We start from the raw sequence: 26,306 nt of genomic DNA on the forward strand, positions 1-26,306 counted from the left end.
GGATTCTACTAAACACGTAAATAGCCGAAGTATTACGGCTATTTACCCTGTTGAATTCGACGTAAAGAACGTTCGCGGCGCGATTCTTCTTTGGTCAAATCCATCAATGTTTCTTCGATGTAAGCTAAATGAGAATGTGACATTTCACGCGCCTGTTCTGGCTGCCCTGAAACGATCGCATCTACAATGTTAGCTCGATGTATACTCACTTTCTCCACAACGTCTTTACGACGATGCAACAGCTTTAAATTTTCTAAGACATTTTGTTCGAGTAACGGAGCCAAACTACGAACAATGTGTAATAACACCACATTGTGCGCTGCCTCTGTTAAAGCAATAAGAAAAGCCATCACTGCTGCAGATTCGGCTTCAATATCACCCTTATCTTGCGCGCCGTGAATTTTTTCTTGGCATGCTTGAATTCGAGCAAAGTCTTCATCAGTGCCACGTAATGCCGCAAAGTAAGCCGAAATCCCTTCCATCGCATGACGCGATTCCAACAAGTCTAGTTGGGTTTCAGAATGGGACGACAACAAATTAAGCAAAGGATCTGAAAAGCTTTTCCAGATATTTTCGCTAACAAACGTACCTCCACCTTGACGGCGAGTAAGCAAGCGTTTTGCTTCTAAACGTTGTATCGCTTCTCGGATTGAAGGACGAGACACATCGAACTGTTTCGCTAGTTCGCGCTCAGGCGGCAACTGCTGCCCTGGAGCCAGTGTTCCTTCCACTATCAACCTTTCTAACTCTTGTTCGATAACGTCCGAGAGTTTTGGCTGACGAATCCTTTGATAAGCCATAGTTTGTTGTTCTTCTTTTTCTTCGCTGACAATTGGTAATACCAATTTTAAGTTGGGCAGAAATTAACATAATTAAAACGCCACTGTCCAGTGCAAAATTGACCTGCATCATAGAACACAGCATGAATTAACCATGATTTAACAAATGAAATTTAAAACAGCAACCAAATTGGTCTTACCATTTACAGGGGTAATACTTTTGGGGAGGTTTCGTGCTAGAAAGTTTCAGGATAAAAATGAATTGTTTCAGAAAGATTAGTGCCACTTGTTTAAAAATCAAACCAAGCGCACATTTAGGATGGAAATTCTGTTCATAAGTTTTAATAAATTAGCGTTTGATAAGCTCGTCACACTCTCGATTTATTGATGCTCTCCCCTCCACCACTTTCTTTACATAGCAACAACAAAAATTCACAAGTCATTATGCTAGGCGTTGACTATTCAACACCTAACAGCAGTAAGGCTATCTTAAAATTGAGGCTTAGCCCTTGAGCTTTCCTTTAAATTTCTGCCAATCGAAAACCAAGCCAGGATCAGTTTTGCGCAGCGGCGCAATATATTGATGGCCTGTGATTCGTTCAGTGGTAATTTGAGGGAAGCTCGATACCAGTGTTTCCGTTAATTGGGTAAGCGCTTGATACTGCTGCTCGGTGTAAGCCACAAAGTCACTGCCTTCCAGTTCAATACCAATCGAGTAATCATTACACCTTTCACGGCCGGCAAAGCTGGACTGGCCAGCGTGCCAAGCTCTATCAAGGAACGAAACAAACTGTACCACCTCACCATCACGACGAATCAAGCAGTGTGCAGACACACCCATTTGGTGAATCACCTGAAAAAACGGGTGTTCTTCTGGGTCAAGTTTGCCCGTAAAAAACTGTTCGATGTAAGGCCCACCAAATTGCCCCGGAGGTAAACTAATGTTGTGAACCACCAGCAGAGAGATATCGTCGACGCTAGGTCTAACATCAAAATACGGGGAAGGAACATGCCGAGCGTTGTCATACCATCCATTGAAGCTGATCGTCATCTTGGTCTCACTTTCTTTTCTGCTAGCACAATAAGATGTGACCTTACCCATAGAGCAGTCACGCTAGCCTCTTTAATTTGAAGTTAAGCAAGAGTATCATTCCATTCCCACTCCCTTTCAAGATTAGATTTGCGATGAAAAACACACATAACAGCCACCAACGCCTTGACTACTTAAAAGAGCAACTGCCTCTAGAGATCACTCGCTCAGTGGCTGAGACCATCAAAGAAGATCTAGGCGGAACGTTAGATCCAGCGGCTGATATTACGGCAAGTCTAATCCCAGCAGACGCAATCAACAGCGCTACCATCATTACCCGTGAGCACGGTGTGTTCTGTGGTAAAGCTTGGGCTGATGAAGTGTTTAAGCAATTGGGCGGTGAGGTAACTATCGAGTGGAACGTAGAAGATGGCGACAAAGTTGAACCAAACCAAACGCTTTGTAGCTTAACTGGCCCAGCACGTGCGCTATTAACCGGTGAGCGTAATGCAATGAACTTCATTCAAACGCTATCTGGCTGTGCGACAACAACAGCGATCTACGCTGACAAAGTTAAGCACACAGAATGCCGCCTGTTAGACACTCGCAAAACAATTCCGGGCCTTCGCAGCGCACTAAAATACGCTGTCGCTTGTGGTGGCGGTTTCAACCACCGTATTGGCGTTTTCGATGCTTACCTAATCAAAGAAAACCACATCATCGCTTGTGGTGGCATTGAGAAAGCTATCTCGACAGCAAAAGAGCTTAACCCGGGCAAACCTGTGGAAGTTGAAACGGAAAGCCTAGAAGAGCTAGAGCAAGCGATCAGCGCTGGTGCAGACATCATCATGCTAGATAACTTCACCACTGACATGATGCGTGAAGCGGTTAAAATCAATGCGGGCCGCGCTGCATTAGAAAACTCAGGTAACGTCACTCTCGACACTATCGCAGAGTTCGCTGAAACGGGTGTTGATTACATCTCGGTAGGTGCACTGACTAAGCATCTAAAAGCGATGGACCTATCCATGAGATTTAAAGCGTAATTAACTGAATAGTAAATATATTTCCGTCAAAGGCATTGTTGATAACAGTGCCTTTTTTATTGCCTAAACTATCAGTATTTCAATCACTTATTTAAGTTGGTCGCATAATTTTGCGCGCCATATGAAACACCACACTAATAAACACGAAACCACTCGCGGCCAAACCTGAACACCATTCCACTTCCCCATCTCGACTTCTATTCTTTCCATCAACCAGTGCCTGCACTGAAACAAACTAAACAATGGAATTAGACAATGAATAACAAGAACAAAAGAATGAACCAGAAAGGCTTTACGCTGATTGAATTGATGATTGTGGTGGCGATTATTGGTGTGTTGTCTGCGATTGCTGTGCCTGCATATAAAGATTATGTATCTAAGAGTGAAGCATCATCTGCTCTTGCAACTTTAAAATCTCTGCAAACACCAGCAGAGCTTACTTTCCAAGAAGAAGGCAAACTTAGTACTGCTCTTTCAACTTTAGGTATATCTGCTGGTTCAAATACCCTCGGTACATTAAGAGTTTCAGCGCAAGGCTCGACAGGAGCAAACCCTACATCACCAGCAATTGAGTTTAAATTTGTTGGAGGTTCATTGGATCAACAAACCCTTACACTATCTCGTGATGCGACAACTGGTTGGGCTTGTGCTAAATCAACAACAGTTCCCGATCTAGATGGCTGCCGATAAGTGCTCACCAACCTCCCAACAATTTTTCGTCAAGCTAACCTTCTTAGTCTGACTCAAGAACAAGCCGTTGCGGAACATGTGCAAGCTTCAGGTGTATCTACGCCTGAAGCTTTGCTCGTTCTTGATTTCTTCAGCGGCGATTCCTTAGCAAGTAATATCAAAACCATTTTCGGTTTACCGTTAGTACAACTAGCCAGTACTGACTACGAAACCTTGTGTGAGCAATTGGGGCTTCGTGAATTGATCACCAAATATCGAGCAATCCCGATTTCAGTTTCTAGTTCTACTCTTACGCTCGCCTCGGCTGATCCGACCGACTTACAAGCTGAAGACGACTTTCGCTTTGCGACAGGATTACAGATTGAATTGGTTGTCGCTAATTACTCTGAACTAGAAGGTGCAATACGAAAGCTGTATGGCCGTTCTATTTCCGGGCAAGACTCCAAGCGTAAAGAGATCACTCAAGATGAGCTCGCTAACCTTGTTGAGATATCTGATGACGAGATAACGTCGATAGAAGACCTCAGCCAAGATGACTCCCCTGTCAGTCGCTTTATCAATCAGATTCTAGTCGATGCAGCACGTAAAGGCGCATCTGATATCCACTTCGAACCTTATGAAGAAAACTACCGCGTACGTCTACGTTGCGATGGCATCCTTGTCGAAATTCAACAGCCCGCTTCTCACTTAAGTCGTCGTCTATCGGCGCGCTTGAAGATTCTCGCCAAACTTGATATCGCCGAACGTCGTTTGCCTCAAGATGGTCGTATCAAACTGCGCTTAAATGACGAACTGGCGATTGATATGCGTGTATCGACGCTGCCAACATTATGGGGAGAAAAGATCGTTCTTCGTCTTCTAGACAGCAGCGCTGCCAATCTCGATATCGATAAGCTCGGTTACAGCGAGGATCAAAAAGCACTCTACCTCAATGCCCTAAAACGCCCGCAAGGAATGATCTTAATGACCGGGCCAACGGGCAGCGGTAAAACGGTTTCTCTTTATACTGGCCTTCGAGTGCTCAACACCACTGAACGCAACATCTCAACAGCCGAAGACCCTGTTGAAATCAACCTGTGTGGTATCAATCAGGTACAAGTGTCACCTAAGATCGGCTTTGGTTTCGCTGAAGCATTGCGATCATTTTTACGACAAGATCCTGATGTGGTGATGGTCGGAGAGATCCGTGATTTGGAAACCGCAGAGATCGCGATCAAAGCCTCGCAAACAGGCCACTTAGTGCTTTCGACACTGCACACCAATTCGGCAGCAGAAACGGTGACTCGCCTCTCTCATATGGGAATAGAACCTTTTAACCTCGCTTCATCATTAAGCCTGATTATCGCCCAACGACTGGCAAGACGATTGTGCGACCACTGTAAAGCCACTGATGACTCGCCTGATATATTTCTACGCCACTCTATTCCCAATAGCCAAATCATCTACAAAGCCAGCTCACAAGGATGCAATGAGTGTAATCAGGGATACTCGGGGCGAGTCGGTATCTATGAAGTCATGCCTTTTAGCGACCAATTGAAAAATAGCCTGATCGAAAAACCGAACGCGTTAGCCATTGAAAACTTAGCGCGCCGAGAAGGCATGAGAACTTTACAAGAATCAGGGCTAGATAAACTGCTTGAAGGCACCACCAGCTATCAAGAGCTACAACGTGTTCTATACCTATAATTCACGGAGCCGAAAATGAGTAGTAAAAGCAAACAATCACAACTAAAAAACTACCATTGGAAGGGAATCAATAGTTCTGGCAAGAAAGTGTCTGGGCAGAGCTTAGCGCTCACCGAACTAGAAGTGCGAGAGAAGCTCAAAGAGCAGCACATTCAGATTAAGAAAATCAAAAAGAAAAGCATCTCAGCAATCACTCGTTTAACCCATCGAGTCAAAGCCAAAGACATCACTATTTTGACTCGCCAACTGGCTACCATGTTGGCGACTGGTGTGCCGATCGTGCAAGCCATCAAGCTGGTGTCAGACAATCACCGCAAAGCAGAAATGAAATCGATTTTATCGCACATCTGCAAAGGTGTAGAAGCTGGCACGCCAATCTCAAAAGCAATGCGAACTGCAAGCCGCCACTTTGATGACCTCTATACCGACTTGGTCGCGACAGGCGAACTCTCCGGCAACCTTGCACAAGTATTTGAACGCTTGGCGACCTATCGTGAAAAGAGTGAGCAACTAAAATCCAAGGTTATAAAAGCGCTCATCTATCCTGCAATGGTTGTTGCGGTCGCCCTTACCGTTTCCTACTTAATGCTGACCATGGTCATCCCTGAATTTGAATCGATGTTTTCTGGTTTCGGAGCAGACTTACCTTGGTTCACCCAGCAAGTGCTTTATCTTTCCCATTGGATGCAGGCTTATAGTTTCTATAGTGCCATCGGTATTGGTTTATTAATTCTGTCTTTTCAGCAACTGCGTCAGCGATCCTACTCGATTCGACTTTCAACCAGTCGTCTTGGCTTACGCTTTCCTATCTTGGGTGCTGTTATCACTAAGGCATCGATTGCAAAGTTCAGCCGAACACTTTCAACCAGTTTCAGTTCTGGGATTCCCATCTTAACCAGCCTTAAAACAACGGCTAAAACCGCAGGCAACCTGCATTATGAATCGGCCATCATCGAGGTTCACCGTGAAACTGCCGCAGGCATGCCTATGTACATTGCAATGCGCAATACCAATGCCTTCCCAGAGATGGTTTTACAGATGGTGATGATAGGTGAAGAGTCAGGGAATCTTGATGATATGCTCAATAAAGTCGCTTCCATTTACGAGTTCGAAGTAGACAACACCGTCGATAACCTAGGTAAAATTCTAGAACCACTGATCATCGTATTTTTAGGCACCGTAGTTGGCGGACTTGTTGTCGCGATGTACTTACCGATCTTTAATCTTATGAGTGTGTTAGGATAGTTAAAAGCAACTAAACACCCATGAGCAGCCAACCTCTGCTCACCTTGATTAAGTGGTAAAGGACACTATGGAAGTATTTCACTACTATCCTTGGCTATTCCCCGTATTAGCTTTCATTTTTAGCCTTCTTATCGGCAGCTTCCTCAACGTAGTCATACACCGTTTACCGATAATGATGGAACGAGAGTGGCAACAAGAGTGCTCGGAGTATTTCTCTCAATATAAAATTCCAGCACCAGAGGGAAAGTTCAATCTCAGTATCCCTCGTTCTACCTGTCCAAAATGCAAAACCCAATTAAGGGTAATCGACAATATTCCTGTATTAAGCTGGTTGTTCTTAAAAGGCAAATGCCATAGCTGTGCTAACCCAATCAGTGCTCGCTACCCTTTGGTCGAATTGCTTACCGCAATCCTTTGTACCGTAGTCGCGAGCCACTTTGGCTTCAGTTACTACGCCATCGCTCTGATTTTTTTCACGTTTGCATTGATTACCGCAACCTTTATCGATCTCGATACTATGCTGCTGCCAGATCAAATCACCTTACCTTTAGTTTGGTCTGGTATCGCGTTAGCTCTGTTTAATATCAGCCCAGTATCGCTTCAAGATTCCGTAATTGGCGCAATGGCAGGCTACCTAGCACTTTGGTCGGTTTATTGGCTGTTCAAGCTGTTAACAGGCAAAGAAGGTATGGGTTACGGTGATTTCAAGTTACTAGCTGCGCTTGGCGCCTGGCTTGGTTGGCAGCACCTACCAATGATCATTCTTTTGTCGTCGCTGGTCGGTTTAGTTTTCGGCTTGATTCAACTTCGCTTGAAACAGCAAGGCATAGATAAAGCCTTTCCCTTTGGACCTTACCTTGCGATTGCGGGTTGGGTGAGTTTGATGTGGGGCAACGACATCATGGGCTGGTATTTCACTTCTGTACTAGGAATTTAACCATGGCAATCATTATCGGATTAAGCGGTGGTATCGCCAGTGGAAAAACCACCGTTGCTAACCTCTTCAATGAGCATTTTAATATTGATATTGTCGATGCTGATATCGTTGCACGCGAAGTCGTTGCAGTGGGCAGTGACGGCTTAAAGCAGATTACTGATCGTTTTGGTGAGACGATCTTGCTTGAAGATGGATCACTTAACCGAAGTAAGCTGCGTGAGCTAATCTTCTCGGATCCCACAGATAAACAATGGCTCAATGACCTGCTTCATCCCATGATCCGTAACAAAATTGACAGTGACCTGTCTAAAGTCACATCCCCTTATGGTTTATTAGTCGCACCGCTATTGGTTGAAAACCAAATGCAAAGCATGGCCGATCGCGTATTAATCGTTGATGTACCAACAGAAGTACAAATAGAGCGTACGATGAGTCGTGATAATGTTTCTAGGGAACAAGTTGCATCAATTTTAAAATCACAGGCTTCAAGAGAACAACGCTTAGCAGTTGCAGATGACGTGATTAAAAACCATACTAAAAACCAAGAACTTTTGCCTCAAATCACAGATTTACATCAAAAGTATCTGGCAATCAGTACTGTATATGGGTCAGAATAGAATAATGTTGAATGAAGGTTTGCTCGATGATCACCCACAAATTTGAACATCCTCTAAATGAGAAAACACGCATCTACTTAAGAGTTGAATCACTCTTGAGGCAGCTGCACTTGTCTTCTACATTTTCCGATGCTCAACAGTATCAACTCTTTTTCCGTTCCATCTTTGATCTGATTGAAATCTTCGAACAGATCCAACTCAAGAGTGAACTCGCAAAAGATATTGAGAAGCAGCGTGTAACCTACAAAAGCTGGTTAGATGTTGAAGGTGTCGATCAAGAGATGCTAACTTCACTACTCAACGATATTAGTAATATCTATCGTGAACTGATGCAGGCGGAGCGTTTTGGGCAGTCACTTAAAGAAGACCGATTCTTGAGTGCCATACGTCAACGCTTTAATTTACCAGGTGGCTCATGCTGCTTTGATTTACCCGCACTGCATTATTGGCTGCATCTTCCTCTCGATAAGAGAATGCGAGATGCCAAAGCTTGGATGGACAGCCTACAGCCTCTGTATGAAGCGCTAACACTATGGTTAAAGCTCACCAGAGAGACTGGTCACTTTAAAGAGCAAATTGCTCGCGCTGGCTTCTTCCAGAGCGATGCTGATGAAGCGAATATCCTTCGCCTTTCTATTCCAATGCAATACGGTGCTTACCCGATGATCTCCGGGCATAAAAACCGTTTTGCCGTTAAGTTCATGAGCTTTGAAACAGGACAAGCCTGTACTCAAGACATCGAATTTGAATTGGCTGTCTGCAGCTAATTAATTTCCTTTTATAGTTTGGCTTGAGCCTTCACTCGAGCCTAAACTCTTTCTTACAATACCCTCTAATTAAGAATCACTATGTCGAAAAAAATCACCATCGTTAAATGCCCTCAATGTAATGCCGACGTTGAATGGGGCGAACAAAGCCCACACCGCCCGTTTTGCAGTAAGCAATGTCAGATGATTGATTTCGGTGAATGGGCAGACGAAGAGAACAGCATTGCTGGCGCACCAGACATGTCAGATAGCGATGGTTGGTCGGAAGATCCGCACTAAGCGAGTAACGAGTAACGAGTAACGAGTAACGAGTAACGAGTAACGAGTAACGAGTAACGAGTAACGAGTAACGAGTAACGAGTAACGAGTAACGAGTAAATTTTGAAGGGTTGGCGTTTAACGTCAATCCTTTTTTATTGCCTATAGCATGGTACGAATAGAGATTCCCTACTCCTTCCTTCGTCAGTCTAGGGAATGACAGTTAAATGTGAGTTTCGTTTAAGTCCGTCATCCCCAAGAGCGAGGAACGAGCGAATTGAGGCTCTCTTACCTACTCAGATCTAAATAGCAGACACAAAAAAGCGGAGCCAAATGGCTCCGCTTTTATCGATAGAATGCAAAAAGAATTACTTCTTAGTAAGCTTCTCTTTAATACGAGCTGACTTACCAGAACGCTCACGTAGGTAGTACAACTTGGCACGACGTACTGCACCACGGCGTTTAACTTCGATGCTATCAACCATTGGAGAGTGAGTTTGGAACGCACGCTCTACGCCTTCACCGTTCGAGATCTTACGAACTGTGAATGCAGAGTGTAGACCACGGTTACGAATAGCGATTACAACGCCTTCGAAAGCCTGTAGACGCTCACGGTCACCTTCTTTTACCTTAACCTGAACTACAACAGTGTCACCTGGTGCGAATTTAGGAAGGTCTGATTTTAGTTGCTCTTCTTCAAGAGCCTTGATGATGTTGCTCATTTGTATAAATTCCTAGAATAAACTGATACTAAATTTAATAGGTTACTGCTTGCTTTTCGTTAAGAGCGTTGCTCTTTAATGAATTCAGCCAGTAATTGTTCCTGTTCGTCAGTCAGAGCTAGGTTTTCCAGGAGCTCTGGTCTTCTTAGCCAAGTTCGGCCCAACGATTGTTTTAATCGCCAGCGACGAATGTCCTTATGGTTTCCAGACTTGAGTACCGATGGCACATCTTTATCGTCTAGCACCTCAGGGCGCGTATAATGGGGACAATCTAGCAAACCATTTGCAAAAGAATCTTCTTCTGCTGAAGCGAAATCTCCAAGTACACCCGGAACAAACCGAGAGACTGAATCAATCAACGTCATGGCTGGCAGTTCGCCACCCGTCATCACAAAATCTCCAATCGACCATTCTTCGTCGACTTCAGATTGAATAATGCGCTCATCTACCCCTTCATAGCGACCACAAATAAGAAGCAAGTTCTCGTTTGTTGCCAACTCTTCAACACCTTTCTGGTCGAGTTTACGACCTTGAGGTGAAAGATAGATTACTTTCGTCTTTCCCGGTGCTGCTTGCTTGGCAGTTTGGATAGCATCGCGCAAAGGCTGAACCATCATTAACATGCCAGGACCACCACCGTAAGGTCTATCATCAACAGTGCGATGTTTATCATGAGTGAAATCGCGAGGATTCCATGTCTCAATAGATAAAAGACCTTTTTTAACCGCTTGACCTGTTACTCCAAAATCAGTAACAGAACGGAACATTTCAGGAAACAGGCTAATAATGCCAACCCACATGTGTTCTCTCGCTCTGTAATTTGGAGTTAGAATCCAGGATCCCAGTCAACTTCGATCCGGCGAGCTTCGCGATCAACTTTCTTGATCACTTGCTCTTCAAGGTACGGTACTAACCGTTCCTTTTGGCCAAAAGCATCTTTAAGATTTGCTTTAATTACTAGAACATCGTTCGAGCCAGTTTCTAATAGGTCAGTGACCTCACCAAGGTCGTAACCTTTAGTGGTAAAAACTTGCATACCGAACAATTCGCGCCAGTAGAATTCATCTTCTGACAATTCAGGTAACGAAGCAGGGTCAATAGCAATTTCAAAGTTAGTCATCAGTTGCGCGTCTTCACGAACATCTAATCCCGCTAGCTTACATACATAACCTTGGCCATGACGTTTCCAGCTCTCAACTTTGTACTCAACCCACTTACCCTTTTGGTTTAAATACCAAGGGCTGTAATCAAATATGCTTTCAGCATTGTCTGTGTAGGAGAACACTTTAAGCCAGCCACGAATACCATAGGTAGACCCAAGTTTACCCATGACAATTCTATTATTTTGCTCGCTCATCGTTTCTTTACCCTTCATCGACATAAGCTATTTCTCTTTAAAAAAGAATTAAGCCGCTTTTTGAGCGTCTTTAACTAGCTTAGCTACACGATCAGATAGAGATGCGCCTTGACCAACCCAGTGGTTAACACGATCTAGGTCTAGACGTAGACCTTCTTCTTGACCTTGAGCAGTAGGGTTAAAGAAACCTACTTTCTCGATGAAACGGCCAGTTACAGAGTTACGGCTATCCGCAACTACGATTTGATAAAATGGGCGCTTCTTTGCACCGTGACGTGCCAAACGAATGGTTACCATGTCGTCCTCTTTGCTTTCTTAATAAAATAATTAACCCCAAGTATAAGTAAATAGCTTGGGGTCTCGTGCCAAATTAAAGCCCCGGAATTTTACTCTTATTCCGGTGCAATGCAAGGGCTTTAGCTATTTTTTCACCAACATAGCAACCGGATACTTTCTGTGACACGGCTAACACTATGAAAAGTAACGTAGCTAAAGCTTACATTTGTAGATTATCGACCAAACGGGTTAAAACCACCACCCATTCCGCCCATACCTCCACCGCCGCCCATCATGCCTTGCATGTTGCGCATCATGCCTTTCATTCCACCTTTCTGCATTTTCTTCATCATCTTCTGCATTTGAGTGAACTGTTTAAGCATACGGTTTACATCTTGTACCTGCGTACCAGAACCTGCAGCAATACGCTTTTTGCGTGAGCCTTTGATTAGGTCTGGACGCTGACGTTCTTTCATTGTCATAGAGTTGATGATCGCTTCCATTTGCTTGAACATCTTGTCATCAACTTTATCTTTAACGTTGTCTGGTAGCTGAGACATACCTGGAAGCTTATCCATCATGCCCATCATGCCGCCCATGTTTTTCATCTGACCAAGCTGCTCACGGAAGTCTTCAAGGTCAAAGCCTTTCTTCTCTTTGAACTTCTTAGCCAGTTTCTCTGCTTTCTCGGTATCAACGTTTTTCTGTAGGTCTTCAATAAGAGACAGTACGTCGCCCATACCTAAGATACGAGAAGCAACACGATCTGGGTGGAATGGTTCTAGTGCGTCAGTCTTTTCACCAACACCTAAGAATTTAATCGGCTTGCCAGTGATATGACGAACAGACAGTGCAGCACCACCTCGCGCATCACCATCAACTTTCGTCAAGATAACACCGGTTAGTGGAAGCGTATCACCAAAAGCTTTTGCAGTGTTCGCAGCATCTTGACCAGTCATTGCATCAACAACGAACAGAGTCTCTACTGGTTTAATGGCAGTATGAAGCTCTTTGATCTCGCCCATCATCTCTTCATCGATAGCCAAACGACCAGCAGTATCGACAATTAGCACGTCGTAGAATTTCTTCTTCGCATGGTCGATTGCAGCGTTTGCAATATCAAGAGGCTTTTGATCAGCTGAAGATGGGAAGAAGTCGACGCCAACATCGCTTGCTAACGTTTCAAGCTGTTTGATTGCCGCTGGACGGTAAACGTCGGCAGACACAACCAAAACTTTCTTCTTGTCGCGCTCAGTCAGGAGCTTAGATAGCTTACCTACCGATGTGGTTTTACCCGCACCTTGTAGACCTGCCATTAAAATAACGGCTGGCGGCTGTGCTGCTAGGTCAAGAGCCTCGTTAGACTCACCCATCACCGCTTCAAGCTCAGCTTGAACGATCTTAATGAATTCTTGACCAGGAGTTAGAGATTTAGAAACCTCAACACCCACAGCGCCTTCTTTTACGCGCTTAACAAAATCGCGGACAACTGGCAGTGCAACGTCGGCTTCAAGTAGCGCCATACGTACTTCACGCAGCGTCTCTTTTATATTGTCTTCGGTCAGACGACCTTTACCGCTGATGTTCTTCAGCGTTTTGGATAGACGATCCGTTAAATTATCAAACATAGTTTTCTCTTCGCTCAAAACTGCGACTATTACTGTGAGTATACATTAGCGCGGATTAGAGTCATACCCGTTGTAGAGCGTTAATCATCCACGCTTGTGATGTGAGACATTATTCACTTGGAATTGAATGAGGTTCACCATAGCCCCAAAGAGCGATGCGAGGTATAATTCGCCAATTAGTAATCATTTAAATGGATACCATGGACAGTCTTATTGCGATCGCAGCGGCCTTTCTTTATACAATGGCGATTTCCACGATCATTCCAGGTCTCGTGCACCAAACAGGAATCCGCGTAAAAACGGTGTTTATCAGCGCATTACTTGCTCTAGCTTTCCATGCTTGGTTGCTTGGCGATTTAATTTTTAATGCCAGTGGCCAAAACCTCAGTATCTTGAACGTTGCTTCATTGATCAGTTTAATCATCTCTTTGGTCATGAGCGGTGCGATGCTCAAAACCCGTTTGTGGTTCATCTTGCCGGTTGTTTATAGCTTCGCTGCTCTAAATCTAATGGCTGCCACTTTTCTTTCAAGCACGTTCATTAAACATCTAGAGAATGATCCAAAGCTGCTACTGCACATCTCTTTGGCTTTGTTCTCATACGCGACGTTGACTATCGGTGCGCTATACGCCCTGCAACTTGCGTGGCTAGATCACAAACTTAAAAAGAAAAAAGCGTTAGTGATAAACCCTAACCTACCTCCTTTAATGATGGTGGAAAGACAGCTTTTCAAGATCATTCTGATCGGTAATGGCTTATTAACAGGTACTTTATTGACTGGCCTTATCTTCGTACAAGATATGTTTGCTCAAGGAAAAGCACACAAGGCTGTATTGTCTTTTATTGCTTGGGTTATCTACTCCATCCTTCTGTGGGGTCACTATCAGAAAGGTTGGCGTGGACAAAAAGTCACTTGGTTCGCACTTGCCGGTGCCAGCATGCTCACATTAGCCTACTTCGGTAGCCGCTTCGTTCAGGAAATCATCCTGAATTAGTCTGTAATATGAAGGTAATGTCTCACACACCTTGCCTTTAAAATATTGAGTCCGTTAGATTCAATTGACATCTCGACCATGTTCGGTCATAAATTAATCAAGATACACAAATAGGAAAAGAATAGTTTTGGACGACATATCAACGGGTATCTTATTTGCGCTACTCGCGTGTCTCATTGTAATTTCTGGTTATTTCTCTGGTTCCGAAACGGGCATGATGTCCTTGAACCGCTACCGTTTAAAGCACTTGGCCAATACGGGTCATAAAGGTGCCAAACGCGTAGAAAAACTTCTGAACCGCCCAGACAGATTGATCGGCCTCATTCTCATCGGCAACAATCTCGTCAACATTCTTGCGTCTGCGATCGCGACTATTCTTGGTATGCGCATCTACGGGGATATCGGCGTCGCAATTGCTACCGGTGTCCTGACTCTCGTGATCCTCGTGTTTGCCGAGGTAACCCCAAAAACCATCGCTTCTCTGTTTCCAGAGCGTGTCTCTTACGCCAGTAGTATCCTTTTGATAATACTGATGAAGGTACTGTCACCATTGGTGATATTGGTGAACTTCATTACCAACGGTTTTATTCGTATCTTAGGTGTCAAAGCCCGTCACGATGCGACCGACCACTTAAGCTCTGAAGAGCTTAGAACCGTGGTAAATGAAGCGGGAAGCCTAATACCTCAACGCCACCAAGATATGTTGGTATCTATTTTAGATTTAGAACACGTGACCGTGAACGACATCATGGTGCCTCGAAATGAAATCACTGGCATCGACATCAATGATGACTGGAAATCTATCGTTCGCCAATTAACTCACTCCCCTCATGGGCGTATTGTGTTATATCGTGACCAGATAGATGAAGTGGTTGGCATGCTTAGGTTACGAGAAGCTTACCGCTTGATGCTTGAAAAGAACGAATTCAATAAAGAGACACTGTTGCGTGCTGCGGATGAGATCTACTTTATTCCTGAAGCGACACCACTCAATATCCAACTACTTAAGTTTCAGCGCAATAAACAGCGCATCGGTTTGATTGTGGATGAGTATGGCGATATCAACGGCTTGGTTACCCTTGAAGATATTCTAGAAGAAATCGTTGGTGAGTTTACGACCTCAATTGCACCAAGCTTATCTGAAGAGATCACACCGCAAAGCGATGGCAGTTTCTTGATTGAAGGCAGCGCCAATATCCGTGACATAAACAAAGGCTTGCAGTGGACACTGCCTACAAATGGCCCAAGAACACTTAATGGTTTAATACTGGAACACCTTGAAGACATTCCAGAAAGTCACCTGAGTGTTCAGGTTGCGAGTCATCCAATGGAAATTGTTGAACTCGAAGAGAACCGTATCAAGCTCGTTCGCGTGTTCCCGCAGATCGTTAACGGATAAAAGTGGTTTGCTGGACTGGGATAACTAAGTGAGTAATCACAAGCTCACATGCGACAACTGCCTAGCCCTAAAATATGTCTCTTCCTAAAATACGTTGACGAAAAAGGCCCGGTTCATTGAACCGGGCCTTTTAGTATCTAACTCACTCTGTCTCTAGAGTGAAATGTATCTAGAGTGAAGCGTATTCAAGGTGAACTAACAATGACTAGTCGATCTTAAGCTCTTTCAGCATCGACTCTGGCAATGCCAGTTCATCATTTTTGTTTACAGAGATACCGGCAGCGATGATCGCATTAGCGATATCTTTAGCTTCATCCAAAGAATGCATTGCCGCAGTACCACATTGATACTCGTTCAGCTCAGGGATCTTATTTTGATTCTCAACTTTCAGCACATCTTGCATTGCAGCCAACCAACCGTCTGCCACTTGTTGCTCTGAAGGCGTACCAATTAGGCTCATGTAGAAACCAGTACGACAACCCATCGGTGAAATATCGATGATCTCTACATCTGAACCGTTCAATTGATTACGCATAAATCCTGCGTATAGGTGCTCTAGAGTATGGATCCCTTTCTCAGATAGGATGTCTTTGTTTGGCGCAGTAAAACGCAGGTCAAACACAGTGATGGTATCCCCTTTTGGGGTTTGCATTGTTTTAGCTACACGAACTGCAGGTGCGTTCATGCGCGTGTGATCAACAGTGAAACTATCTAATAAAGGCATTGCTATTCTCCGTGACGGTTGGCTTTAGAAAAACCAACTTCTATTGTCTTCTAGTTCTTTACGACACTGTTTAAGCTGCCATCCATAATCTTTTGCTTGCTGTTCGACTTTGCGCGCCACCTTAATCAATGATGGTTTGCTATTGTATGACTTGCGCTTATAACCACCACGACCTTCATGATAAGCCAAATACTGGTTATACGGATCCCATAGTGAAATACCAAGCTGACGACGCGTCTCGCTGGTGTACCAACCGATGAACATCAATGCATCATCAAAGTTGGTTCTTGAGCCACCGTTATTGGTCGCCTTTTGGAAGTCTTCCCAAGCAGGGTCTTGAGCTTGTGCATATCCGTAGGCACTACTCACGCGTCCCCACGGAATAAAGCCAAGAATATAATCTTTAGGCGGGCGCGCATCATGACGATAGCTACTCTCTTGTTTCACAAAAGCCATCGCTACGTTGATCGGCGTGCCCCACTCTTCTTGCATATCGAGAGCATCTTCATACCACGACGGGTGTTCTCTGAAGATGCTACACAAGTTATCTTGCTGCTTTGGCGGTGGCGTTGCACATCCAACCAATAGGCTAGAGACAACACCAACAGTCACTACTGGCAACCATTTTCCACTTACGCGTTTAGGCTGGCCTAATAAGGCTTGCTTCCTTTCCACCAAAGTCTCGCTATGCTTTTAAATACGAAAAATAATCCGTTAAGAAGCTGTCAAAATCTTGAGTGCTTGCTTCTTCACTTTGTTGCTGAGCAATCACAGAGCGTTGAACTTCCGCTTCCATCAACTCAGCTGAGTAAACTTTATATTGGTGTGCTTTGTGTTGCTGAGCGTACGTTTTTCCTAACGCACAACCCACTTTACCCAAGCCACCTAATTTTTTTGTCTCTTCTAACAACTGGCCAGAAATGGTCAGCTCTGGGTTATCAATCCAAGTTTCAAGCGTATCGCACGTTTCTTGGTATGCACGACCACCTTGCTCAGCATCCATCAACTCAGCGATAACACGAAGATCTTTGAATACGCGTTTAGCCCAATCTTGCAGAGACAGTCTCTCGCCATCACAACCAATCTTTAGCTCTAAACCAACCTGACGACCTTCTAAGATCACCTTGTTCCAGTTCTCGCGCCAGCATTCAAGTTCACAGTTATCCATCTCAGCAGAGTCAGATAGAACACTCCAAGTTAAGAATAGATCGAGGAAGCGAACTTGTTGCTCATTGATACCAATTGAGCTAAATGGGTTTACGTCCAAAGAACGAACCTCGATGTACTCAACACCAGCACGAGCCAGTGCTTCCGATGGTTTTTCACCACTTTTCGCCACGCGCTTAGGACGAATTGGTGCATAAAGCTCGTTCTCGATTTGAAGAACGTTACTATTCAATTGACGGTATTCACCATCAACCTTAGTGCCAATCTCAGCAAACTCTTCAGATGGCGTGCGAATCGCTTGGTTCAAACCTTCAAGGTACTGGTCTAGGCTGTTGAAGCCAATCTTTAATACGCTTTGAGCACTATTGGTGTAGCCAAGATCACTCAGGCGAAGTGCCGTTGCTTTTGGCAGATACAGTGTCTCGCCAACCTTCTCAAAAGGTAACTTTGTCTCTCTTCCTTTGATGAAAGAAGGACATAGTGCAGGTGAAGCACCGAAGAAATATGGGATTAACCAACCAAAACGGTAATAATTACGAATCAAACCAAAGTACGCATCTGACTTAGCTTCACAACGCGCTTCTTCTGTTTGCTCTCCAAACAGGCTATCCCAAAAACTTTCTGGGAAAGAGAAGTTGAAGTGAACACCAGAAATAATCTGCATCAGGCTACCGTAACGGCGCTTTAGGCCTTCACGATATAGCGTCTTCATTTTGCCGTTGTTAGAGGTGCCGTATTGCGCTAGCTGAATGTAATCTTCACTGCCTACGTAACAAGGCATAGAAAGCGGCCACATCTTTTCGCCATCTAACTTGGTTTGTGTGAAATGGTGGATATCAGACAACTGATTCAAAAGCGTCGGAACGTCGTTAGAAACAGGCGTAATAAACTCCAGTAGCGACTCGGAAAAATCGGTCGTTACCCATCCGTTCATCAACGCAGATCCCAAAGCCTTTGGGTGCGGCCCAGTCGCAAGATGCCCATCTTCCGTGTAGCGTAACGTTTCCCTTTCAACACCACGACCAAATTGAGAGAAGGTCTTAGGGTTGGTTGCAACTTGCTTTAGTCGCGCAGCAAAATCAGTCAAAATTCAGTTCACTTATCTTATATCGTTCTGATTAGAACTATCATAAATTAGGTTGGAGGAGAAAAATAGAGTCTTTTCCCTCCCCCTTTAATGTGTACTCTAACGAATGATTTCAAGCTCTTCTATTGGAATATCTAACTTTTCTAGTTGAGGACGAAGCGAAGTCGCGTCGCCAACAACAATTATTTGATAATCATTCGGGTCAAACCATTTCTTCGATAGCTCGTTTAAGGTCTCTTTTGAAACCGTTTCAACTATCTGATTACGCTGTTGTAGGTAATCTTCATCAAGGCTCAATGCAACAATATTACTCAACAATCCAGCCTTTTGACTTGGCGTTTCGTATTTAAGCGCATCTTGTTGACCGACGGCAAGGCGCATAAATTTCACCTCTTCGTCAGTTAATCCACTCTGACTAAATTCATTTAGCTCGGCGATAAACTCTTGAATCGATGGAACCGTCGCATTTGCTCTCACTTGAGCACTAAATACTACCGCACCAGTTTCACGAGTACTCGCGAAGTAACCGCTTGCACCGTAAGTGTACGCCTTGTCTTCACGTAAGTTTTGGTTAATGCGGCTATTGAAGTTACCGGCTAAGTTAAAGTTGGCTAGCTGGCTCAAATACAACTCACCAGTCGCGTCGAAAGGTAAACCTTTACGCACTAAACGAACAATACTTTGCGGCGCACCCGGTTTATCAACTAAATACAGATGCTGTCCTGAAAGCTCTTTGATGATCTGAGGACGCGTTAGTGGTGCCGCATCGCCTTGCCACTGTTCAAAGAATTGTAGCTGTTTCCCCACCTCTTTCTTCGAGATGTCTCCCACAACAACAATATTGGCACCTTCCGGTGTGTAGTGTTGTGCATAGAATTTTTTCACATCATCTAAGGTTAGCTCCGATAGAGACGCCTTGGTGCCATCGCTTGCTCGAGCAAAAATACTGTCGCCAAATAGCACTTCACGGGTTGCTTGAGAAGCCATCCAGCTTGGTTGTTGATGCTGATAGACAACACCTTCAAGCATCTGCTTCTTAACACGTTCAAAGTCTTGCTCATCAAACTTAGGCTCAAACAGAACCTCTTGTACGATCGCTAAGGTTTGAGGCAGGTTTTTCTCTAGCGTTGAAACCGAGATATCCGTGGTATAACTGCCTGCGCCAATGCTAACGCTACTGCCAAGCTTATCTAAGGTCGCCTGTAGTTCTTCAACCGTTCGTTTAGTCGACCCCTCTTCCATCATCGAAGCCGTTAGGTTCGCTAAGCCTTCTTGACCTTTACGAACATAGCGTTCGCCTGCAGGCAGTTGAATTTGCAGCTGTACTGTCGGCGTTTCACTGGTCACGGTACCAATCAAGTCAGTGCCGTTCGCAAAGTGCATGCGGTACAACTCAGGCATGGTCGCTTCAACACCAAAGTTCACTTCTGGCATCACGCTGCGATCAAATGTGTTTGGCGCCTTTCTGAAATCCAGTTGGTCTTCCGTCACCTTGCTGTATTCAGGAAGGGTACGTGCAGGTGTGGTAAAGGTAGCCTCACGAACCGCTAAGTCGAGTTTTTTCTTAGGAACCACACTCAACGTAACCTTGTGCTTGCCTTCGATGAAATCTTGGTATGCCTTGCTTACGCTTTCTGGAGTAACCGCTCGAATTTGATCGAGTTGCGATTCAATGCGATCCGGCTGACCATAGAAAGTTTGGTTAGACGCAAGCTGTGAAACCTTACCTTTAACACTTTGTAGTGCAAAAACTGCATCCGCTTCTGCCATACCAGTGATCTGATCTAAACGCTCTTGTTCAACGCCCTCTTTCGAGAATTGATCTAAGGTATCCATCAGCTCTTTGTTTAGAACCGTCAAATCGCCTTTTTCACCTGAATTACCCATCGCATACACATACATGGTACATGCAAGCTCAGCACAATCATGGAAAGATCCTGCGCTCACCGCTTTTTGCGTTTTTACGAGGTTTTGATACAGGTAACTGTTGGTGCCAGAACCTAACACATTGGACAGTGCATTCAATGAAGCCTGCGTCTCTTCACCACGATACGTTGTTGGCCAACCAACAAGCACCATCGGCTGACGAATATTATCTTTTAAGGTGATGTACTTGTCTTCAGTCAGCACTGCAGGTTGCTTCTCTGCCGCCTTAACTTCAGGTCCTTGAGGGATAGGGCCAAAGTACTTGTTAACCCACTCTAGCGTGTCATCAACGTCGATATCACCACCGATCGTTAACACGGCATTGTTTGGGCCATACCAACGTAAGAAAAATGCCTTAAGGTCATTCACATCAACACGATCTAAGTCTTCAACATAACCGATTGGTTGCCACGAGTAAGGGTGACCTTCTGGATACAGTGCTTCTCCCATGCGCTCCCACATCAAACCGTAAGGGCGGTTTTCATAGCTTTGCGCTCGCTCATTCTTAACCGTGCCTCTTTGCACCTCAAATTTCTTTTGAGAAACTGCATCTAACAAGAAACCCATTCTGTCCGATTCTAACCACAACATTTTTTCGAGTTGGTTAGAAGGAACGGTTTCAAAGTAATTAGTTCGGTCACGGTTGGTGGTGCCATTTAACGAACCACCCGCTTCGGTGATGATCTTGAAGTGCTGTTGATCACCGACGTTCTCTGAGCCTTGGAACATCATGTGTTCAAAGAAGTGAGCAAAGCCTGATTTGCCAATCTGTTCACGAGCAGAACCCACATGATAGGTCACATCAACATGAACCAGTGGATCAGAATCATCAGGAGAAAGAATAACGGTCAAGCCGTTTTCAAGCTGATACTTCGCATAAGGAATCACGACTTTATCTTTAGAAGGCTTAACCTCTTCTAACAGAGTGACTCCTTCCGGTAACGAGGAAAAGAAGGGTGTTGAGCTAGGTACATTGTAAGAACAGCCAGCAATGGCGATAAGAGAAAATGTACCAAGTAAAACCTTTTTCATAGGTTCTCCTTAGAAAAAACCGAAGTAAATAGCAGCAAGTAAGCTGTAGCGAGCGGCTTTGCCAATCGCTATCAAAATAACGCTAGGGATAAATTTCATTCTCAGCCAACCGGCAGCCAGACATAAAGGATCACCGATGATGGGTAACCAACTAAATAACAGTGTCCAATAGCCATAGCGGCTCAGCCAAGCCATAGCCTTATGACCATGCTTTTCAGATTGAGTTCGATTAGGTAACCACAAACCAATCCAATAGTTGGTCAGGCCGCCTAAGGTATTACCAAGTGTCGCCAGCAGAATGATCGATGATGTTGAGAACTGATCTAAGCTCAATGCCGCAACCAGGCTGGCTTCTGAACCGCCGGGCAATAATGTGGCACTCAAGAAGCCACTAATGAAGAGTACCCACAGCGCCGAGTCAGAGAACCACAGCGCTATGTTTTCAAACAGAGAATTAAAAAACTCTAGCACTGCATATCAACCTTCTTGCATTTTAAGTAGTACCTTGCCTCTGGTATGCCCAGTTTCTACCTGTAGATGAGCTGATTGCGCTTCGTCTAATTGGTAGATACCTTGAATTTCTGTTTTGAGTAATCCGACACTGACCATATACAGCATAGTGTCCATTTGCTCTGGGTTTGGCTCAACCAGCATACCTGATGCAGTAAAGCCTAATAATGTTGCTTTTTCGCAAATCAATTCAGCAGATAAAGTTGGGACTGTCACGACTCTTGCGCCATCTTTTAGACACTTCAATGCATCGAGAGCGGTATCTCCACCGACCAAATCAATCAGCACATCGACATCGGATACTCTTTCTGATGCTGGTGCAAATTTGTAGTTAATCGCATGAGCGCCTAGCGTTGCTAAGTAATCAAGATTCGCTTCACTACACGTTGTATAAACCTCGGCTTTCGCTGCCACGGCGATTTGAACCGCTAGATGACCAACGCCGCCAGCACCCGCTAAGATGAGTACACGATCGCCCTCTTTCACTTCCGCTTTATTGAGTGCCTGTGCTGCCGTTTGGCTGGCTAATGGTAATGCGGCTGCTGCTTCTAGAGTGACCGAATCGGGAACCATACTTAATGCCGCTTCTGGAACACATACATATTGGCTGTAACCGCCACCTTGCAATGGGAAGCCAATAAAGCCGGCTACGTTATCACCAACAGTAAAACGCTCTGCCTGTTCGCCTAGCGTGACAATTTGTCCTGAAATGTCGTAACCAGGTACCCAAGGAAGATTATCTTTGTTCTGTGCTGCGGCCCAACCAAGGCCAGCTCGGGTTTTGACATCAATCGGATTAATGCCCGAAAAGGAAACTTTGACCAGCACTTCTCCCGCCTTTGGCTTAGGAATAACGTTGGTTTGAATACTTAGGTTTTCGACGCCGCCGAATTGAGTAATCGCAATCTGTTTGTTTTCCATTTCCACATTTCCTTGATTGATAAAAGCCCTAGTGAGCAAACACCCTAATTGATAAAAAGAAAGGGATGCGAAAGCATCCCTTTGACTATAAACCATTTAATAAGGCGAAGTTAACCGCTCATTCGTAAATTGACGACCAATTAACGTAACGATACATGACCCAGCAGTTCATTAGCCGACTAGTGCTAATAGAATACCTGCGGCAACCGCACTACCAAGTACACCAGCCACGTTCGGGCCCATCGCATGCATCAACAAGAAGTTTTGAGGGTTTGCCTCAAGACCAACCTTGTTTACAACACGAGCTGCCATAGGAACCGCTGATACACCAGCTGCGCCAATCAATGGGTTAATATCTTCTTTAGAGAAGCGATTAAGTAGCTTAGCCATTAATACGCCACCCGCCGTACCGATACTGAACGCCACGGCACCTAAACCTAGAATACCCAGTGTCTCTAAGTTCAAGAACGTATCCGCTTGAAGCTTAGAACCAACACCTAGACCTAGGAAAATAGTCACAACGTTAATCAGTTCGTTTTGAGCTGTTTTTGAAAGGCGATCAACCACACCCGCTTCACGCATTAAGTTACCTAAACAGAACATACCCACTAAAGGTGTTGCTGAAGGTAGGAACAGAATCGTCATCAGCAGTACAGCAAGCGGGAAAAGGATCTTCTCGGCTTTACCGACGTGACGTAACTGCGCCATCTTAATCTTGCGTTCTTCAGGAGTCGTTAACGCTTTCATGATTGGCGGCTGAATAATAGGAACCAACGCCATGTAGCTATAAGCCGCTACCGCAATGGCACCTAATAGGTCAGGAGATAACTTACTCGCCAAGAAGATCGCGGTTGGGCCATCGGCACCACCAATGATCGCAATTGACGAAGCATCTGCCATTGAGAATTCCATTCCTGGAACATAGTTCAGCAAGATCGCACCAAATAGCGTTGCGAAGATACCAAACTGAGCCGCAGCCCCTAGCCATAACGTTTTAGGGTTAGCAATCAACGCACCGAAGTCCGTCATTGCACCAACACCCATAAAGATCAGCAGTGGGAAAATACCCGTTTCAATACCAATGTAGTAAACGTAGTAAAGCAAACCACCTGGATCAGTAAACCCAGCATTTGGAATGTTTGCTAGTACAGCACCAAAACCAATCGGTAATAAAAGTAACGGTTCAAATCCTTTACGAATTGCCAAAAACAACAATAAGCAACCGACCAGCATCATACAAATCTGGCCGAACTCAAAGTTAGCGATCCCTGTTTCAGACCATAAGGTCATCAATCCTTCCATGGTACTCCCTTACGCTAAGCTTAGTAGTGGAGCGCCTACAGTAACTGCATCGCCTTCTTTAACATTCAATTCCTGAACGATACCACCACGAGCAGCACGAACCTCCGTTTCCATTTTCATCGCTTCCAAGATCAGTAGCACATCGCCTTCAGCCACTTCAACACCAGGCTGAACGATAACTTTGAAGATGTTACCTGCTAATGGAGCTGGAACCGCTTCTGCATCAGAAGCCGCGGCAGGTGCAGCTTGAGACGCTTGTGCTGGTTTCGCTGATGGAGATACTGATGTCAGTTCGCCTTGTGGCCCGACTTCAACATCATAAACTTGACCATCAACCTTCACGCTGTAGCTTTCAATGCTACCTGCAACAGGCTGTGGTGCCGCAACAGGAGCTGCCGTTTCTGCAGTTGGTGCAGGTTCAAATGCTTCAGGATTACGACGGTTCTTAAGGAACTTAAGACCAACTTGTGGGAAAAGTGCGTATGTCAGTACATCATCAACGGTATCTTCAGCGAGTGAAATACCATCTGATTTCGCTTTTTCTAAAAGGTCTGTCGTTAACGTATCCATTTCAGACTTAAGTAAATCAGCAGGACGACACGTGATTGGCTCTGCACCATCTAACACTTTCGCTTGCAGTTCAGCATCAACCTCAGCAGGCGCTTGACCGTATTCACCTTTCAGTAGACCCGCAGTCTCTTTAGTGATGCTCTTGTAGCGCTCACCCGTCAGAACGTTGATAACCGCTTGAGTACCAACAATCTGAGAAGTAGGAGTTACCAAAGGAATGTAACCCAACTCTTTACGTACGCGAGGGATCTCTTCGAGCACTTCGTCCATACGATCGGCTGCGCCCTGTTCTTTAAGCTGGCCTTCCATGTTGGTTAACATGCCGCCAGGAACCTGAGCAATCAAGATACGTGAATCAACACCTTTTAGCTGACCTTCCCATTTCGCGTACTTTTTACGTACATCACGGAAGTAAGCCGCGATGGGTTCGATCTGATCGAGCTTAAGATTGGTATCACGCTCTGTACCTTCTAACATCGCAACAACCGTTTCGGTTGGCGTGTGACCGTAAGTACAGCTCATTGAAGAAATAGCGGTGTCTAGAATATCGATACCCGCTTCAACGGCTTTAACCGCTGTTGCTGTCGATAGACCTGTTGTCGCGTGGCTATGCAACGCTAGAGGAACGTCACACGATGATTTGATACGTGTAATCAGCTCTTCCGCTTCATACGGCTTTAATAAACCTGACATATCTTTGATACATAGTGAATGACAACCTAGATCCTCTAGGCGTTTAGCCAAATCAACCCAAGTATCTGAGTTGTGAACCGGACTGGTTGTGTAAGACAACGTACCTTGAGCGTGACCACCAACATCAATCGTTGCTTTCACTGCTGTTTCAAAGTTACGTACGTCATTCATCGCATCAAAAATACGGAATACGTCCATGCCGTTCTTATGGGCACGTTCAACAAATTTCTCTACTACATCATCCGCGTAGTGACGGTAACCCAATAAATTTTGACCACGCAGTAGCATCTGCATTGGTGTGTTTGGCATCGCTTTTTTCAGCTCACGCAAACGCTCCCACGGATCTTCTCCTAGAAAACGAATACACGAATCAAACGTTGCGCCGCCCCAAGTCTCTAAAGACCAGTAACCGACTTTATCCAGTTCTGCCGCAATTGGCAGCATATCTTCGATACGCATACGAGTAGCAAATAGTGACTGGTGCGCGTCACGAAGTACCACATCTGTGATAGCTAGTGGTTTAGACATGCTCATAAACTCCTTTTTAATCCTTTAAATGCTACTTAGCAGTAGACGCACGGTATTGATGAACCGCGGCCGAAATTGCTGCCACTACCTGTGGACTAACAGCTGAAGGGTTTGATTGTGATTTTTTAATTTTTTTAGGTGCTGCGATCGGCTCTGGTACTTCTTCTGGTACCAGTTTTGACATCAACCGAACGAGGTAAACTAGAATAGTTAGGAAAATAAAGACAACGGACATCCCCGTTATCATTAGAGTCGCCGCATCTCCTAGCAGGCTTCCAATATTAGTCATGTTGCTTCCTTTCTTCGTCATCCTGACATACGTGCAGGATTTCAGCGAATAGTGATCCCGACCCATGGATTATCTCGATTGGTAAAAGTTTGTCAATTTTGTTTAAGGTTCTGTTACGGATAACG

Annotated in this window: 26 protein-coding genes; 10 read left to right on the top strand and 16 right to left on the bottom strand. The window is 44.8% G+C overall.

Features of this window, described 5'->3' with window-relative positions:
* Positions 1-38 precede the first annotated feature (38 nt).
* Together pdhR and ampD are read right to left on the bottom strand one after the other, a co-directional pair.
* Positions 39-800, bottom strand: a complete 762-nt coding sequence (gene pdhR / locus OCU90_RS14435) for a pyruvate dehydrogenase complex transcriptional repressor PdhR (protein ID WP_004735446.1) — start codon at positions 798-800, stop codon at positions 39-41.
* Between the two features lie 481 nt (positions 801-1,281).
* A complete protein-coding gene (gene ampD / locus OCU90_RS14440; RefSeq protein WP_061022512.1) occupies positions 1,282-1,881 on the bottom strand; it encodes a 1,6-anhydro-N-acetylmuramyl-L-alanine amidase AmpD in 600 nt (199 codons plus the stop codon).
* Between the two features lie 83 nt (positions 1,882-1,964).
* Here ampD and nadC point away from each other — a divergent pair, with 83 nt between their 5' ends.
* The 8 genes from nadC (at position 1,965) to yacG (ending at position 9,076) form a co-directional block, all read left to right on the top strand.
* Positions 1,965-2,855: a carboxylating nicotinate-nucleotide diphosphorylase gene (gene nadC, locus OCU90_RS14445; RefSeq protein ID WP_061022514.1), complete on the top strand. Its 891-nt coding sequence runs from the start codon at positions 1,965-1,967 to the stop codon at positions 2,853-2,855.
* A 255-nt stretch (positions 2,856-3,110) separates the two neighbouring features.
* A complete protein-coding gene (locus tag OCU90_RS14450; RefSeq protein WP_061022516.1) occupies positions 3,111-3,545 on the top strand; it encodes a pilin in 435 nt (144 codons plus the stop codon).
* Positions 3,546-5,231 carry a type IV-A pilus assembly ATPase PilB gene (gene pilB, locus OCU90_RS14455; RefSeq protein ID WP_061022518.1) on the top strand — a complete coding sequence of 562 codons (1,686 nt, stop codon included), beginning with the start codon at positions 3,546-3,548 and terminating at the stop codon, positions 5,229-5,231.
* Between the two features lie 15 nt (positions 5,232-5,246).
* Positions 5,247-6,476, top strand: a complete 1,230-nt coding sequence (locus tag OCU90_RS14460) for a type II secretion system F family protein (RefSeq protein ID WP_004735441.1) — start codon at positions 5,247-5,249, stop codon at positions 6,474-6,476.
* 67 nt (positions 6,477-6,543) lie between these two features.
* Entirely contained in the window at positions 6,544-7,413 is an 870-nt protein-coding gene (locus OCU90_RS14465) for a prepilin peptidase (protein ID WP_061022520.1), read from the top strand.
* Between the two features lie 2 nt (positions 7,414-7,415).
* Entirely contained in the window at positions 7,416-8,030 is a 615-nt protein-coding gene (gene coaE / locus OCU90_RS14470; RefSeq protein WP_061022521.1) for a dephospho-CoA kinase, read from the top strand.
* A 26-nt stretch (positions 8,031-8,056) separates the two neighbouring features.
* Positions 8,057-8,797 carry a cell division protein ZapD gene (gene zapD, locus OCU90_RS14475; RefSeq protein WP_017087400.1) on the top strand — a complete coding sequence of 247 codons (741 nt, stop codon included), beginning with the start codon at positions 8,057-8,059 and terminating at the stop codon, positions 8,795-8,797.
* Positions 8,798-8,878: 81 nt separating this feature from the next.
* Positions 8,879-9,076, top strand: coding sequence for a DNA gyrase inhibitor YacG (gene yacG / locus OCU90_RS14480; RefSeq protein ID WP_004735515.1), 198 nt, complete (start codon positions 8,879-8,881; stop codon positions 9,074-9,076).
* A 347-nt stretch (positions 9,077-9,423) separates the two neighbouring features.
* Here yacG and rplS read toward each other — a convergent pair whose 3' ends face one another.
* The 5 genes from rplS to ffh form a co-directional block, all read right to left on the bottom strand.
* Positions 9,424-9,777 carry a 50S ribosomal protein L19 gene (rplS, locus tag OCU90_RS14485; protein ID WP_004735514.1) on the bottom strand — a complete coding sequence of 118 codons (354 nt, stop codon included), beginning with the start codon at positions 9,775-9,777 and terminating at the stop codon, positions 9,424-9,426.
* 59 nt (positions 9,778-9,836) lie between these two features.
* Positions 9,837-10,577, bottom strand: coding sequence for a tRNA (guanosine(37)-N1)-methyltransferase TrmD (gene trmD / locus OCU90_RS14490; RefSeq protein ID WP_004735512.1), 741 nt, complete (start codon positions 10,575-10,577; stop codon positions 9,837-9,839).
* Between the two features lie 26 nt (positions 10,578-10,603).
* Positions 10,604-11,158 (bottom strand): ribosome maturation factor RimM, encoded by a 555-nt coding sequence (gene rimM / locus OCU90_RS14495; RefSeq protein WP_004735510.1) that lies wholly within the window; start codon positions 11,156-11,158, stop codon positions 10,604-10,606.
* Positions 11,159-11,182: 24 nt separating this feature from the next.
* Entirely contained in the window at positions 11,183-11,431 is a 249-nt protein-coding gene (gene rpsP / locus OCU90_RS14500) for a 30S ribosomal protein S16 (protein ID WP_004735508.1), read from the bottom strand.
* A 212-nt stretch (positions 11,432-11,643) separates the two neighbouring features.
* The gene (gene ffh / locus OCU90_RS14505) at positions 11,644-13,038 is read right to left on the bottom strand and encodes a signal recognition particle protein (protein ID WP_004735506.1); all 1,395 of its coding nucleotides are present in this window, start codon (positions 13,036-13,038) and stop codon (positions 11,644-11,646) included.
* Positions 13,039-13,238: 200 nt separating this feature from the next.
* Between ffh and OCU90_RS14510 the strand changes: the two genes are divergently transcribed.
* Entirely contained in the window at positions 13,239-14,033 is a 795-nt protein-coding gene (locus OCU90_RS14510; protein ID WP_017079954.1) for a cytochrome C assembly family protein, read from the top strand.
* Between the two features lie 127 nt (positions 14,034-14,160).
* Positions 14,161-15,432 carry an HlyC/CorC family transporter gene (locus tag OCU90_RS14515; RefSeq protein WP_054541869.1) on the top strand — a complete coding sequence of 424 codons (1,272 nt, stop codon included), beginning with the start codon at positions 14,161-14,163 and terminating at the stop codon, positions 15,430-15,432.
* A gap of 205 nt (positions 15,433-15,637) precedes the next feature.
* Here OCU90_RS14515 and luxS read toward each other — a convergent pair whose 3' ends face one another.
* From luxS to OCU90_RS14560, 9 genes are all read right to left on the bottom strand, one after another.
* A complete protein-coding gene (gene luxS, locus OCU90_RS14520; RefSeq protein ID WP_004735501.1) occupies positions 15,638-16,156 on the bottom strand; it encodes an S-ribosylhomocysteine lyase in 519 nt (172 codons plus the stop codon).
* A 24-nt stretch (positions 16,157-16,180) separates the two neighbouring features.
* Positions 16,181-16,831 (bottom strand): transglycosylase SLT domain-containing protein, encoded by a 651-nt coding sequence (locus OCU90_RS14525; RefSeq protein ID WP_004735500.1) that lies wholly within the window; start codon positions 16,829-16,831, stop codon positions 16,181-16,183.
* 10 nt (positions 16,832-16,841) lie between these two features.
* The gene (gene gshA / locus OCU90_RS14530) at positions 16,842-18,410 is read right to left on the bottom strand and encodes a glutamate--cysteine ligase (RefSeq protein WP_061022523.1); all 1,569 of its coding nucleotides are present in this window, start codon (positions 18,408-18,410) and stop codon (positions 16,842-16,844) included.
* A gap of 99 nt (positions 18,411-18,509) precedes the next feature.
* The gene (locus tag OCU90_RS14535) at positions 18,510-21,368 is read right to left on the bottom strand and encodes a M16 family metallopeptidase (RefSeq protein WP_061022524.1); all 2,859 of its coding nucleotides are present in this window, start codon (positions 21,366-21,368) and stop codon (positions 18,510-18,512) included.
* A gap of 9 nt (positions 21,369-21,377) precedes the next feature.
* Positions 21,378-21,839 (bottom strand): YqaA family protein, encoded by a 462-nt coding sequence (locus OCU90_RS14540; protein ID WP_004735497.1) that lies wholly within the window; start codon positions 21,837-21,839, stop codon positions 21,378-21,380.
* A gap of 6 nt (positions 21,840-21,845) precedes the next feature.
* Complete coding sequence (locus tag OCU90_RS14545; RefSeq protein ID WP_029224637.1) at positions 21,846-22,799, bottom strand: NADP-dependent oxidoreductase; 954 nt, start codon at positions 22,797-22,799, stop codon at positions 21,846-21,848.
* A gap of 171 nt (positions 22,800-22,970) precedes the next feature.
* A complete protein-coding gene (locus OCU90_RS14550) occupies positions 22,971-24,101 on the bottom strand; it encodes a sodium ion-translocating decarboxylase subunit beta (RefSeq protein ID WP_004735495.1) in 1,131 nt (376 codons plus the stop codon).
* A gap of 9 nt (positions 24,102-24,110) precedes the next feature.
* Positions 24,111-25,892: a sodium-extruding oxaloacetate decarboxylase subunit alpha gene (gene oadA, locus OCU90_RS14555; RefSeq protein WP_029222724.1), complete on the bottom strand. Its 1,782-nt coding sequence runs from the start codon at positions 25,890-25,892 to the stop codon at positions 24,111-24,113.
* 31 nt (positions 25,893-25,923) lie between these two features.
* The gene (locus OCU90_RS14560; protein WP_010435831.1) at positions 25,924-26,181 is read right to left on the bottom strand and encodes an oxaloacetate decarboxylase subunit gamma; all 258 of its coding nucleotides are present in this window, start codon (positions 26,179-26,181) and stop codon (positions 25,924-25,926) included.
* Positions 26,182-26,306: the final 125 nt, after the last annotated feature.

Origin of the sequence: Vibrio splendidus, assembly GCF_024347615.1 — a bacterium.
Lineage (GTDB): Bacteria > Pseudomonadota > Gammaproteobacteria > Enterobacterales > Vibrionaceae > Vibrio > Vibrio splendidus.

Bases quoted from the DNA above. Each gene is read 5' to 3' on its own strand.
- pdhR (WP_004735446.1), bottom strand. From the start codon at position 800: ATGGCTTATCAAAGGATTCGTCAGCCAAAACTCTCGGACGTTATCGAA.
- ampD (WP_061022512.1), bottom strand. From the start codon at position 1,881: ATGGGTAAGGTCACATCTTATTGTGCTAGCAGAAAAGAAAGTGAGACC.
- nadC (WP_061022514.1), top strand. From the start codon at position 1,965: ATGAAAAACACACATAACAGCCACCAACGCCTTGACTACTTAAAAGAG.
- OCU90_RS14450 (WP_061022516.1), top strand. From the start codon at position 3,111: ATGAATAACAAGAACAAAAGAATGAACCAGAAAGGCTTTACGCTGATT.
- OCU90_RS14460 (WP_004735441.1), top strand. From the start codon at position 5,247: ATGAGTAGTAAAAGCAAACAATCACAACTAAAAAACTACCATTGGAAG.
- OCU90_RS14465 (WP_061022520.1), top strand. From the start codon at position 6,544: ATGGAAGTATTTCACTACTATCCTTGGCTATTCCCCGTATTAGCTTTC.
- coaE (WP_061022521.1), top strand. From the start codon at position 7,416: ATGGCAATCATTATCGGATTAAGCGGTGGTATCGCCAGTGGAAAAACC.
- zapD (WP_017087400.1), top strand. From the start codon at position 8,057: ATGATCACCCACAAATTTGAACATCCTCTAAATGAGAAAACACGCATC.
- yacG (WP_004735515.1), top strand. From the start codon at position 8,879: ATGTCGAAAAAAATCACCATCGTTAAATGCCCTCAATGTAATGCCGAC.
- rplS (WP_004735514.1), bottom strand. From the start codon at position 9,777: ATGAGCAACATCATCAAGGCTCTTGAAGAAGAGCAACTAAAATCAGAC.
- trmD (WP_004735512.1), bottom strand. From the start codon at position 10,577: ATGTGGGTTGGCATTATTAGCCTGTTTCCTGAAATGTTCCGTTCTGTT.
- rimM (WP_004735510.1), bottom strand. From the start codon at position 11,158: ATGTCGATGAAGGGTAAAGAAACGATGAGCGAGCAAAATAATAGAATT.
- rpsP (WP_004735508.1), bottom strand. From the start codon at position 11,431: ATGGTAACCATTCGTTTGGCACGTCACGGTGCAAAGAAGCGCCCATTT.
- ffh (WP_004735506.1), bottom strand. From the start codon at position 13,038: ATGTTTGATAATTTAACGGATCGTCTATCCAAAACGCTGAAGAACATC.
- OCU90_RS14510 (WP_017079954.1), top strand. From the start codon at position 13,239: ATGGACAGTCTTATTGCGATCGCAGCGGCCTTTCTTTATACAATGGCG.
- luxS (WP_004735501.1), bottom strand. From the start codon at position 16,156: ATGCCTTTATTAGATAGTTTCACTGTTGATCACACGCGCATGAACGCA.
- OCU90_RS14535 (WP_061022524.1), bottom strand. From the start codon at position 21,368: ATGAAAAAGGTTTTACTTGGTACATTTTCTCTTATCGCCATTGCTGGC.
- OCU90_RS14545 (WP_029224637.1), bottom strand. From the start codon at position 22,799: ATGGAAAACAAACAGATTGCGATTACTCAATTCGGCGGCGTCGAAAAC.
- OCU90_RS14550 (WP_004735495.1), bottom strand. From the start codon at position 24,101: ATGGAAGGATTGATGACCTTATGGTCTGAAACAGGGATCGCTAACTTT.
- oadA (WP_029222724.1), bottom strand. From the start codon at position 25,892: ATGTCTAAACCACTAGCTATCACAGATGTGGTACTTCGTGACGCGCAC.
- OCU90_RS14560 (WP_010435831.1), bottom strand. From the start codon at position 26,181: ATGACTAATATTGGAAGCCTGCTAGGAGATGCGGCGACTCTAATGATA.